Source organism: Kineococcus gurbantunggutensis (genome assembly GCF_050871925.1).
Classification (GTDB): domain Bacteria; phylum Actinomycetota; class Actinomycetes; order Actinomycetales; family Kineococcaceae; genus Kineococcus.
This window is the reverse complement of the sequence record NZ_JBJLSG010000152.1, coordinates 1-11893: the sequence shown is the minus strand read 5'-3', so window position 1 is coordinate 11893 and position 11893 is coordinate 1. Positions and strand designations below refer to the sequence as shown.

10 protein-coding genes are annotated in these 11893 nt (G+C 76.9%); 5 read left to right on the top strand and 5 right to left on the bottom strand.

Annotated elements, in window-relative coordinates; genetic code table 11:
* The 3 genes from ACRYR7_RS20740 to hemW form a co-directional block, all read right to left on the bottom strand.
* Positions 1-709, bottom strand: a 709-nt coding sequence (locus ACRYR7_RS20740; RefSeq protein ID WP_432574004.1) for an LLM class flavin-dependent oxidoreductase, incomplete at its 3' end; no start/stop codon positions are given.
* 40 nt (positions 710-749) lie between these two features.
* Entirely contained in the window at positions 750-1085 is a 336-nt protein-coding gene (locus tag ACRYR7_RS20735; RefSeq protein ID WP_432574003.1) for a hypothetical protein, read from the bottom strand.
* 89 nt (positions 1086-1174) lie between these two features.
* Complete coding sequence (gene hemW / locus ACRYR7_RS20730; protein ID WP_432574002.1) at positions 1175-2386, bottom strand: radical SAM family heme chaperone HemW; 1212 nt, start codon at positions 2384-2386, stop codon at positions 1175-1177.
* Positions 2387-2540: 154 nt separating this feature from the next.
* On the opposite strand from hemW, the gene ACRYR7_RS20725 reads away from it, so the two are divergent.
* From ACRYR7_RS20725 to ACRYR7_RS20705, 5 genes are all read left to right on the top strand, one after another.
* Entirely contained in the window at positions 2541-3338 is a 798-nt protein-coding gene (locus tag ACRYR7_RS20725; protein WP_432574001.1) for a DUF1206 domain-containing protein, read from the top strand.
* A gap of 43 nt (positions 3339-3381) precedes the next feature.
* Positions 3382-4389, top strand: coding sequence for an acetylxylan esterase (locus ACRYR7_RS20720; protein WP_432574000.1), 1008 nt, complete (start codon positions 3382-3384; stop codon positions 4387-4389).
* Positions 4386-5057, top strand: coding sequence for a hypothetical protein (locus tag ACRYR7_RS20715; protein ID WP_432573999.1), 672 nt, complete (start codon positions 4386-4388; stop codon positions 5055-5057). The genes ACRYR7_RS20720 and ACRYR7_RS20715 overlap by 4 nt, the downstream gene beginning before the upstream one ends.
* A 108-nt stretch (positions 5058-5165) precedes the next feature.
* Positions 5166-6881: a sensor histidine kinase gene (locus ACRYR7_RS20710; protein ID WP_432573998.1), complete on the top strand. Its 1716-nt coding sequence runs from the start codon at positions 5166-5168 to the stop codon at positions 6879-6881.
* Between the two features lie 158 nt (positions 6882-7039).
* Positions 7040-9241, top strand: a complete 2202-nt coding sequence (locus ACRYR7_RS20705) for a DUF6351 family protein (RefSeq protein WP_432574006.1) — start codon at positions 7040-7042, stop codon at positions 9239-9241.
* Positions 9242-9311: 70 nt separating this feature from the next.
* Here ACRYR7_RS20705 and ACRYR7_RS20700 read toward each other — a convergent pair whose 3' ends face one another.
* Both ACRYR7_RS20700 and lepA read right to left on the bottom strand, forming a co-directional pair.
* Entirely contained in the window at positions 9312-9515 is a 204-nt protein-coding gene (locus ACRYR7_RS20700) for a cold-shock protein (protein ID WP_432573997.1), read from the bottom strand.
* Positions 9516-9733: 218 nt separating this feature from the next.
* Complete coding sequence (lepA, locus tag ACRYR7_RS20695; RefSeq protein ID WP_432574005.1) at positions 9734-11590, bottom strand: translation elongation factor 4; 1857 nt, start codon at positions 11588-11590, stop codon at positions 9734-9736.
* Positions 11591-11893: the final 303 nt, after the last annotated feature.

Sequence of the window (11893 nt, the reverse complement as noted above, 5' to 3'; positions counted from 1 at the left end):
GCTCGCTGTTGGGGGGGTTGACCTCGCCCGCGACGGAGGCGCACACGTCGACGCCCGGCGGGGGCGGGGGGGCCCGCGGGGCCCCCCCGGCGGCCAGGGCGGCGAACTGCTCCGCGCTCGCCTCGGGCGCCAGGAACACCGGCAGCCAGCCGTCGGCGACCTCCCCGGCGAGCTCGACGTTGCGCGGGCCCACGGCGGCCAGGTAGACGGGCAGCTCCGTGCGGGGCGCGGGCAGCATCAGCCGCAGCGGCACCCCGGGCCCGTCGGGCAGCGGCAGGCGCACGTGCTCGCCGGCGAAGGTCACCGGCCGGCGGGCGAGCACCTCGCGCACCACGGCGACGTGCTCGCGGGTGCGGGCCAGCGGTGCGCCGAAGCGCTGGCCGTACCAGCCCTCGGAGACCTGCGGCCCGGACACGCCCAGCCCCAGGCGGAACCGGCCGCCGGAGAGCGCGTCGAGGGTGGCGGCGGCCATCGCGGTCGCGGCGGGGGCGCGCGCGGGCACCTGCAGCACGGCCGAGCCGAGGGCGATGCGGGAGGTCTGCGCGGCGAGCCAGCCCAGGACGCTGACGGCGTCGGAGCCGTAGGCCTCGGCCACCCAGGCGCTGTCGCAGCCGGCGTCCTCCGCGGCGCGCGCCAGGGCGAGCGCGTCGGCGGCGGCCGCGGCCGCGTCGCCGCCGGTCAGGTAGCCGAGGTTCACTCCCAGGCGCACGACGCGAACCTAGCCCAGCCGGTGCTCGCGCGCGGGCGGCTCAGCACGACCCGCCGTCGCCGCCACCTCCGCCACCACCTCCGCCTCCACCCCCGGAGGAGCCGCCGTCGCCCCCGCCGGAGGAGGAGCCGCCGTCGCCGCCGGAGGGGCCCGCGCCGGCCGGCGGGCCGCAGTCCCCCGCGGCGTCCGCGACCGCGTCACCGGGCGGGGCGCCCGGGGACGCGTCGGGCCCGGAGCCCGTGCGGCGGGCACCGCCGCGGCCCCCGGCGCCGCGCACGACCGCGACGACGAAGACGACCAGCACGGCCACGAACAGCAGCGGGAAGACCGCGAACACCGCCAGCACGACGCCGATCCCCAGCACGCCCGCGTCCACCGCGCCACCTCCCCCGCCGCGGCGCGCTGCCGCGGTGCCCCGACGCTAGCCGCCGGGGCGGCGGTGCGGGGGCGGCGGCGCGGGGGCGCTCAGCCCAGCAGCGCCCGCACGACCGCGTCGGCCAGCAGCCGCCCGCGCCGCGTCAGCGCCCACCGGCCGTCGCCGGCGGCCTCCAGCAGGCCGTCGGCGGCCAGGCGCGGCACCGCCGCCACCGCCTGCGCGCCCCACCACGCCGGGTCGAAGCCCTCCGCCAGGCGCGAGCGCAGCAGCACGTCCTCGGTGCGCCGGTCCTGCGCCGTGAGGACCTCGCGGGCGTGCGCGGGGCTGTGCCCGCGGCCCAGGCGGCCGGCGTAGGCGGTGGGGTGCTTGACGTTCCACCAGCGCACCCCGCCGACGTGGCTGTGCGCGCCGGGCCCGACCCCCCACCAGTCCCCGCCGCGCCAGTACGCGAGGTTGTGCCGGCAGGCGTGCTCGGCCTTGCGCGCCCAGTTGCTCACCTCGTACCAGGAGAAGCCGGCCGCGCCCAGGGCGTCGTCGACGAGCTCGTACTTCTCCGCCTCGTCGTCGTCCTCGGGGGCGGGCACCTCGCCGCGGCGGATGCGCGCGGCCAGCCGGGTGCCCTCCTCCACGATGAGCGCGTACGCCGAGACGTGGTCCGGCTCGCACGCCAGCGCCTCGTCCAGGCTGCGGCGCAGGTCGTCGGCGGACTCCCCGGGCGTGCCGTAGATGAGGTCCAGGCTGACGTCGAGGCCGGCCTCGCGCGCCCAGCGCACCGCCTCGGGCACCCGGCGCGGGTCGTGGGTGCGGTCCAGCACCGCCAGCACGTGCGGCACCGCGGACTGCACGCCGAAGGAGACGCGGGTGAAGCCGGCGGCGGCCAGGGTCGCCAGCGCGGCCGGGGTGACGGAGTCGGGGTTGGCCTCGGTGGTGACCTCCGCGCCGGGCTCCAGCCCGAAGCGCGCGCGCACGGCGCCGAGCATCGCGGCCAGGTCCTCGGCGGGCAGCAGGGTGGGCGTGCCGCCGCCGAAGAAGACCGTGGAGGCCGGGCGGGCGGCGCCGCCGAGCACGCGGGCGGCCAGGTCGACCTCGGCGGCGGCGGTGGCGGCGTAGGCGGCCTGCGAGCCGCCGCCGCCCAGCTCGGTGGCGGTGTAGGTGTTGAAGTCGCAGTAGCCGCAGCGCACCGCGCAGAACGGCACGTGCAGGTACACCCCGAAGGTGCGCTCGGCGGCGCCGGCCAGGGCGGAGGGCGGCAGCGCGCCGTCGGTGGGGACGGCCTCGCCGTCGGGCAGGGAGCTCGGCACCCCTCCAGTGTCACCCCGCGCGCGGGCCGCCCCGGCCACCCGGACGGCCCCCTCCGGGCACCCCGGGCCACCGCCGGGCACCGCGCCGTGAGCGGTGCGCGGGCGCGCCCCGCGCCGGGGTGCGCGGGGACCGGGCGGGCCCGACCATGTGCCCATGTCCGCCAACGACGTCAAGCGCACGGCGCAGCAGGGTCAGCGCTTCGCCGAGCGCCACGAGAGCACGGTCAAGCGCGCCGGCCGCGCCGGCGTCGCCGCCGAGGGGGTCGTCTACCTGCTGGTGGCCTGGCTCGCCCTGCAGGTCGCCCTCGGCGGCTCCGGCGGCAGCGCCGACTCCTCCGGCGCGCTGGGGCGCGTGGCCGCGCAGCCGTTCGGCAAGGTGCTGCTGGCACTGCTGGCCCTGGGCTTCGTGGCGATGGTCGCCTGGCAGGTGCTCGCCGCGGTCGCCGCGGAGAAGACCTCCCAGCGCGTCAAGGCGGTCGCCAAGGCCGTGGTGGCCGCCGCGCTGGCCGTCTCCAGCGCCCGGTTCCTGTCCGGCGGGGGCTCCTCCGCCGGCCAGCAGCAGCAGACCCTCACCCAGCGGGTGCTGGAGGCCCCCGGCGGGCCGGTGCTCGTGGTGGTGGCCGGGCTCGCGGTCGCCGCCGTGGGCGTGGCCCTGGTGGTGCGCGGGGTGCAGAAGAAGTTCGAGGACAAGGTGGAGGGCTCGCTCTCCCCGGCGCTGACCGCGCTGGGGGTGGCCGGCTGGGTGGCGCGCGGCGTGGCGTTCGCCGTCCTCGGCGGCCTCGTGGTGGCCTCCGCCGGCGGCGACACCGCCAAGTCCCGCGGCCTGGACGCGGCCTTCCGCGAGATCGCCCAGCAGCCGTACGGCAAGGTCCTGCTGGTGCTGGTGGCCCTGGGCCTGGCCGCGTACGCCGTCTTCCAGCTCGCCACGGCGCGGCGCCGCAGCCGCGCCTGAACCCCGCCGCGCACCGCGGGGGCGCGGCGGTAGCGTGCCGGGCGTGCCACTGACCGACCTGCCGCTGGAGCAGCTGCGCGACCACCTCGGCGAGGTCGCCGAGCCCGCCGGCTTCGACGCCTTCTGGGCCGACAGCCTCGCCCTGGCCCGCGAGCACCCCCTGGACCTGCGGCTCTCGCCCGGGCCGGGCCCGGAGCTGGCGCACGTGGAGGTCTCCGACGTGCGCTTCTCCGGCTGGGGCGGGGACCGCGTCGCGGCCTGGTTCCTGCGGCCCCGGAACGCGCCGGGGCCGCTGCCGGTGGTGGTGAAGTTCATCGGCTACTCCGGCACCCGCGGCCGGCCCGTGGAGCACACCGAGTGGGCCGCGGCCGGGTACGCCCTGCTCGTGGTGGACACCCGCGGGCAGGGATCGGACACCCCCGACCCGGACACCGGCGCCACCGCCGGGCAGTGGGCCAACGGGTTCATGACCAAGGGCGTGCAGGACCCCGCGACGTACTACTACCGCCGCGCCTACGTGGACTGCGCCCGCGCCGTGGAGGCCGCTGCGGCGCTGCCCGGCGTGGACCCCTCCCGCCTGGTCGTCGCCGGCGGCAGCCAGGGCGGGGCGTTCGCGCTGGCCGCCGCCCACCTGGCCGGCGAGGCGGTGAGCGCCGCCCTGGTCGACGTGCCGTTCCTGTGCTCGATCCGGCGCGCCTGCGACGTGGCGGGCGAGGGCCCCTACCTGGAGGTCGTCACCTTCCTGCGCCGGCACTCCCGCGAGGCGGTGGAGCAGACGTTCCGCACCCTCGCGCACGTGGACGCCGCCAACCACGCGCTGCGCGCGAGCGCCCCGGCGCTGTTCAGCGTGGGGATGATGGACCCGGTGTGCCCGCCCTCGACCGTGTTCGCCGCCTACAACCGCTACGGGCGGCGGGCGGGCGGCGCGGCGGGCCGGCCGGTGCGCAAGGACATCACGGTGTGGGAGTTCTCCGACCACTCCGGCGGCGCCGCCCACCAGTTCGAGCGGCAGCTGCGCTTCCTGGACGGGCTGTGGCGGGAGCGCGCTTGACGGCGCCGTGGGTCCTGCCCGACGAGGACGAGCCCTGGTCGCTCTCCCTCGTCGCCCGCGTCGAGCGCGACCCCGCCCCCGCGCACACCGACGTCCTCGTCGCCGCGGCGCGCGCGGTGGTGCTGCTGCTGACCGACGAGCGCACCACGGCGCCCGGCGGGGAGTTCCACGACGCGGTGGCCGCCTGGCGCGGGCGGCGCATCCGCAAGATCACCCGGCGGGCGCGCGGGGCCAGGTGGGAGCGCACCGCGCAGCTGCCGCACGTGGAGGCGCGCTCCGGCGACGCCGTCGTGCGCGCCTTCGCCCCGCACCCGCGCGAGGAGGTCCCCGCGCTGCTGAGCCCGCTGCAGGTCGGCGGGCTGGACCTGGCCGACCCCGAGGGGTTCCGCGCGCCGGCGCCCGCGCCGGGCGTGCTGACGGTGCGGCTGTGCCCGGACGTGCGGATGACCACGGGCAAGGCCGCCGCGCAGGTCGGGCACGCCGCGCAGCTGGCCCTGGAGCAGCTGCCCGCCGCGCTCACCGCGCCGTGGGCCGCCGGCGGCTTCGGCGTGCGGGTGGTGACCGGGGCGCCGGTGCTGCCGGCGGGCGGGCGCGTGGACGTGCGCGACGGCGGGTTCACCGAGGTGCCGCCCGGCACGGTCACCGCCAGCGCCGGCTTCGAGGCCTGAGCCGCCCGCGGGACCGCCCCGCGGACGCGCCCCCGTCGCCGCTGCGCCGTCCGGGTGGTGCGGCGCCGGGGGCCTCAAGGGCGCCCGCGGCGGACCCGATCGGCGGACGTGGACCACGGGACGCGCGACGGGGCGGAGTCGGCCCGGCTGGCGGCGCTGCACGAGCGCCGGCTGCTCGAGGCGCCCGCCGACGAGGAGCTGGCGGCGGTCGTGCGCGTGGCCGCCGAGGTCACCGGTGCGCGCGGCGCCGCGCTGGAGGTCGTCGGCGAGCACCGCGCGCGCACGCTGAGCGCGGTGGGCCGCGAGGCGCTGGTGCGCCCGCGCGCGCACTCGCTGTGCGCGCTGCACCTGCACCGGGACGGCTTCGTGCACGTCGCCGACGCCGCCGCCGACCCGCGCTTCCGCGGGCACCCGCTCGTCGACGGGCGCCTGGGCGCCGTGCGCTGCTACGCCGCCGCCCCGCTGACCACGCCGGAGGGCCACGTCCTGGGCGCCCTGTGGGTCTTCGACGAGCGCCCCCGGGCGCTGGGCGCCGGGCAGGTGGGGGCGCTGCGGGACCTGGCGCGCCTGGCGGCCGCCGCCTTCGAGCGGCGCCTGCACGCCCGCCTGGAGGAGCAGCACGCCGCCGAGGTGGCCGAGCAGCGCGCGCTGGCGGAGGTGACGATGGCGGAGGCGGAGGCCCGCTGCGAGCTGCAGGAGGCCGTGCTGGAGCTCATCGACGTGGGCATCGTCGTGGTCGAGCCCGACGGTCGCGTCGCCATGTCGAACCGCGCCGCCCGGCAGGTCCACGGCCTGGAGGCGGACCCCGGCGTCGACCCGGAGGAGTTCCCCGCCGCCTACCGCCTCTTCGCCGCCGACGGCGTGACGCCGCTGCCCGTCGAGGAGGTGCCGATGCGCCGGGTGCTGCGGGAGGGCGAGGTGCGGCGCAGCGAGCTGGTCATCGCCCCCTCCGGGCGCTCGGCCACCGTCGCCATCGCCGACGGGCGCGCGCTGCACCGCGGCGACGGCAGCAGCCTGGGCGCGGTCGTGGCCCTGCACGACGTCACCGCCGTCCGCACCCGCGAGGCCGCCCTGGAGCGCGCCGACGCGGAGCTGGCGGACAAGCTCGCCGCGCTGGAGGCGCTGCAGCGCTGCAACGGCGAGCTCGAGCGGTCCAACCACGACCTCGAGCAGTTCGCCGGCACCGCCAGCCACGACCTCAACGCCCCGCTCGTGGTGGTCTCCGGCTACCTGGAGATGCTCCGGGACGTCCACGGCGACGCCCTGGGCGAGGAGGGGCGCGAGTGGATCGCGACGGCGCTGCGCAGCACCGGGCGGATGGCGGAGCTCATCGCCTCGCTGCTGTGCTACGCCCGCTCCGGCGGCTGCGGGGTGCGCCGCGAGCGCACCGACGTGGCGGAGCTGCACGCGCAGGTGGTGCTGGACCTGCGCGGGCGGATCGAGGGGGCCGGGGCCCGCGTCAGCGCCGCGCACCTGCCCCGGGTGCTGGGCGACCCGGTGCTGCTGCGCCAGCTGCTGCAGAACCTCGTCGCCAACGCCGTGCAGCACCGCTCCCCGCTGCGCCCGTGCCGGGTGCACGTCAGCGCCGAGCGCGGCGCGGACGGCTGGACGGTGTCCGTGGCCGACAACGGCACCGGCATCCCCGCCGAGCACCGCGAGCGGGTGTTCGAGGTGTTCGCGCAGGTGGACCCCTCGGCCCGCACCGGTCACGGCATCGGGCTGGCCACCTGCCGGCGCGTCGTGGCGCGCCACGGCGGGCGGATCTGGGTGGAGGAGACGCCCGGCGGGGGCACCACCGTGCGCTTCACGCTGCCGCAGCCCTGAGGCGCGCACTGCCCCCCGGCACCGGCCGGGCACGGGCCGGGCACGGGCCGGTCAGGGGCGGCGCACCGCCGGGGCCTTGACGGCGCACGGCGGCGGTGGTGGTGTGAGGACACCGTCCCGGTCCGTCGCCGCGCGCGACCCGCACGAAGAGGTGCACCATCCCCGGTCCCCGCTGGGCAGCGCTGGGCGCTGCCGCGATCCTGGCCCTGACCGCCACCGGCGCCGCCGCGGCACCGCCGGGGGGAACCCGTCCCCCGGTCGTCGAGGTCCTCTCCAGCAGGGCGGACGCCGTCTCCGGCGGGGACGCGCTGGTGCGCGTCGCCGTCCCGCAGGGCGTCGACGCCCGCGACGTGCGCGTGCGCCTGGACGGGCGCGACGTGACCGGGGAGTTCACCGCCGGCGACGGGCAGCTGCTCGCCGTCCTGGACGGGCTGGACCCCGGCCGGCACGCCGTCACCGCCGAGGCGCCGCGCGGCCGGCCCGGCGCGGTGCGCATCACCGCGCACCCCGGGACCGGGCCGGTGTTCGCCGGCCCGCACGAGGAACCCTTCGCGTGCGAGACCGAGGAGTTCCGCACCGTCACCGGCGAGGCGCTGGGTGCGCCGCTGGACGCGGACTGCTCGGTGGGCACCCGGGTGGACCACGTGTACCGCACCACCGCCGGCGCCTTCGCGCCGCTGCCGGACCCGCGCGCGCTGCCGGCGGACGTGGCCTGGACGCGGACCCTGGACGGCGTGCGCGTGCCGTACGTGGTGCGCGTGCAGACCGGGACGGTGAACCGGGGCGTGTACGAGTTCGCGGCGCTGGCCGACCCGCGCGAGGCGGACGCGGACGAGCCCTCCGCGCTGGCGGGCGAGAGCGCCTGGAACCAGCGGGTGGTCTACACCTTCGGCGGCGGCTGCCGCGGCGGCTGGTACCGGCAGGGCACCGCGACCGGCGGGGTGCTCGACGACGCGATGCTCTCGCGCGGGTTCGCCGTCGTGTCGAACTCGCTGAACGTCTTCGGCAACGACTGCAACGACCTGCTGGCCAGCGAGACGCTGAGCACCACCCGCGAGGAGTTCATCGAGACCTACGGCCTCCCGCGCTACACGATGGGCTGGGGCTGCTCGGGCGGTTCCTACCAGGCCCACCAGGCGGCCGACGCCTACCCGGGCCTGCTGGACGGCATCGTGGTGGGGTGCAGCTTCCCCGACGTCGGGCTCGCCACGTCGCAGAACCTCGCCGACTCCCGGCTGCTGCAGAACTACTTCGCGGTCACCGACCCCAGCGCGCTGACCCCCGAGCAGGAGCTGGCCGTCAGCGGGTTCGCCGTGCCGAACGCCGTCGCCAGCCAGAGCGAGGGCGCCAAGCGGCTGGACCCGCAGGCCGAGTTCGACCCGTCCCTGCCGGTCGAGCAGCGCTACGACCCGCAGACGAACCCCCGCGGGGCGCGGGCGACGGTGTGGGACCACACCCGCAACGCCTACGGCACCGACCCCGCCACCGGGTTCGCCCGCCGCCCGCTGGACAACGTCGGCGTGCAGTACGGGCTGCAGGCCCTGCGCGGCGGCGTGATCGACGTGGACGAGTTCCTGGACCTCAACGACCGCGTCGGGGGCCTGGACATCGACGCCCGCGTCGTGGCGGACAGGACGGACGCCGACCCCGCGGCGCGCCGCGCGGGCTACGAGACCGGCCGGTTCCTCGACGGCGGCGGCGGCCTGGCGGACGTCCCGATCATCGACTACCGCGCCTACACCGACGACGAGCCGGCCGGGGACATCCACCAGCGCTACCACTCGTTCTCCACCCGTGAGCGGCTGGTCGAGGCCAACGGCGACGCCGGGAACCAGGTGATGCTCACCGAGAGCGACCGGTACGGGTTGTTCAGCACCGCCAGCCCCGTGCTGGTGGGGGCCCTGGAGCAGATGGACCGGTGGATCCTCGCCGCGCGCGCGGACCGCCGCCGCGACCGGCACGCCGCGGTCGTCGCGGCCCGGCCCGTCGACCTCACCGACGCCTGCTTCACCGCCGGCGGCGAGCGCATCGCCGAGGCGCAGGTGTTCCGCGGCGACACCCGCTGCAACGCGCTGTACCCCTCCTCGTCCTCCCCGCGCCTGGTGGCCGGCGGCCCCCTCGCCAGCGACGTGGTGACCTGCCGGCTGCGCGCGCCGGCGCGCGCGGACTACCCGGCCACGAGCGAGCAGCAGTGGCAGCGGCTGAACCGGGTGTTCGAGCGGGGCGTGTGCGACTACTCCGTCCCCGGCGTCGACGAGACCGGGCTGCCGGGCACGTGGGCGTTCTTCACCGCCCCCGGGCGGTGGACGTTCCACGAGCCCGCCCACGAGCACGCCCGGTGGCGCCGCCCGCGCGGCTGACGCGGCGCGGCCGGGGACGACGGAGCCCCCGCACCCTGTGGGGTGCGGGGGCTCCGTCGGGCGGTGCGGGTCAGAGGCGCGTGACCTGGCTGGCCTGGGGGCCCTTGGCGCCCTGCGTCACGGTGTACTCGACCTGGTCGTTCTCGTCCAGGCTGCGGTACCCGTTGCCGGTGATCTCGCTGAAGTGGACGAAGACGTCGGCCGAGCCGTCCTGGGGGGCGATGAAGCCGAACCCCTTCTCGCCGTTGAACCACTTGACGGTTCCCTGAGCCATGAGGCCTCCTCGGGTTGCACGCTCCACGTGGGAGCTCGTCACCGAGGTGCTGACCGGATGGAGAGCTGAACGACCTCGGAATCAATCCCCGGGGTGTTGCAAGCACATCGAGAACAGCGACTGCGTCGACAGTAACACGGTTCCGGGGCCGGTGCCCGCGGCGCGGGACGGCGCAGCGCGGGCCCCGGCGCGCGGCAGCGCGCGCCGGGGCCCGGGCGCTACTTCTTCGCCTTGTCCTTGGCCTTGTCGCCGGCGGCGTCGGAGGACAGCGCGGCGATGAACGCCTCCTGGGGGACCTCCACGCGGCCGACCATCTTCATGCGCTTCTTGCCCTCCTTCTGCTTCTCCAGCAGCTTGCGCTTGCGGGTGATGTCACCGCCGTAGCACTTGGCGAGGACGTCCTTGCGGATCGCGCGGACGTTCTCGCGCGCGATGATGCGCGCGCCCACGGCCGCCTGGATCGGCACCTCGAACTGCTGGCGCGGGATGAGGTCCTTGAGCTTGCCGGCCATCATCACGCCGTAGGAGTACGCCTTGTCCTTGTGCACGATCGCGCTGAAGGCGTCGACCTGCTCGCCCTGCAGCAGGACGTCGACCTTCACCAGGTCGGCGACCTGGTCGCCGTCCACGTCGTAGTCCAGGGAGGCGTACCCGCGGGTGCGCGACTTCAGCTGGTCGAAGAAGTCGAAGACGATCTCCGCCAGCGGCAGGCGGTAGCGCATCTCCACGCGGTCCTCGGAGAGGTAGTCCATGCCCTGCAGCTCACCGCGGCGCTGCTGGCACAGCTCCATGATCGCGCCGATGAACTCGCTGGGCGCCAGGACGGTGGCCTTGACGACGGGCTCGCGGATCTCGCGGACCTTGCCCTCGGGGAACTCCGAGGGGTTGGTGACGGTGACGACCTTGCCGTCCTCCATCGTCACCTCGTAGACGACGCTGGGGGCGGTGGAGATCAGGTCGAGGTCGAACTCGCGCTCCAGGCGCTCGCGCACGATCTCCAGGTGCAGCAGGCCCAGGAAGCCGATGCGGAAGCCGAACCCCAGGGCCGCGGACGTCTCCGGCTCGTAGGACAGCGCCGCGTCGTTGAGCTTGAGCTTGTCCAGCGCCTCGCGCAGCGCCGGGTAGTCCGAGGCGTCGATCGGGTACAGCCCCGAGTAGACCATCGGCTTGGGGTCGCGGTAGCCGCCCAGCGCCTGCGTGGAGGGCTTGGCGGCGTTGGTGACGGTGTCGCCGACCTTGGACTGGCGCACGTCCTTCACGCCGGTGATGAGGTAGCCGACCTCGCCGACGCCCAGGCCCCGGGAGGGCACCGGCTCCGGGGAGCTGACGCCGATCTCCAGCAGCTCGTGGGTGGCCTTCGTGGACATCATCGCGATGCGCTCGCGCGGGGAGAGCTGCCCGTCGATGACGCGCACGTAGGTGACCACGCCGCGGTAGGTGTCGTACACCGAGTCGAAGATCATGGCGCGGGCCGGGGCGTCGGGGTCGCCCACCGGCGCGGGCACCTGCCGCACGATCTCGTCGAGCAGCGCCTCCACGCCCGCGCCCGTCTTGCCCGACACCCGCAGGCAGTCCTCGGGCTGGCAGCCGATGAGGCCGGCCAGCTCCTCGGCGAACTTCTCCGGCTGCGCCGCGGGCAGGTCGATCTTGTTGAGCACCGGGATGATCGTGAGGTCGTTCTCCATGGCGAGGTACAGGTTCGCCAGGGTCTGCGCCTCGATGCCCTGCGCGGCGTCCACGAGCAGCACCGCGCCCTCGCACGCCGCCAGCGAGCGCGAGACCTCGTAGGTGAAGTCCACGTGCCCGGGGGTGTCGATCATGTTCAGGGCGTGGTCGGTGCCGTCCAGGGCCCACGGCATGCGCACGGCCTGCGACTTGATGGTGATGCCGCGCTCGCGCTCGATGTCCATGCGGTCCAGGTACTGCGCGCGCATGGCCCGCGCGTCCACGACCCCGGTCAGCTGCAGCATGCGGTCGGCCAGCGTCGACTTGCCGTGGTCGATGTGGGCGATGATGCAGAAGTTGCGCAGCAGCTCCGGCGGCGTGGAAGCGGGAGCCGGCGCGTTCGCGGCCATCGGGGACACGGGCGGGGTGCACCTCTCGTCGGCACGGTCGTGGGGTCCCATCGTCGCACGCGCGCGGGCGGGCGGGTCCGCGGAACCGTCCGGGGGCGCACCGCGTCACAGGCGCACGGTCACGGCGACCGCCCCCGGGAGGCCCCCCATGCGCACGCCCCGCACCCCCGTCCCCGACGCGCGCGACGCGCGCGGCCTCCCCGGCCGCTCCGCCGGCCGCTCCGCCGGCCGCGGGGGGGGGGGGCGGCCGGGCGGGCCGGGGGGGGTGGTGGGGGGGGGGGGGGGGGGGGGGCGGGGGGGGGG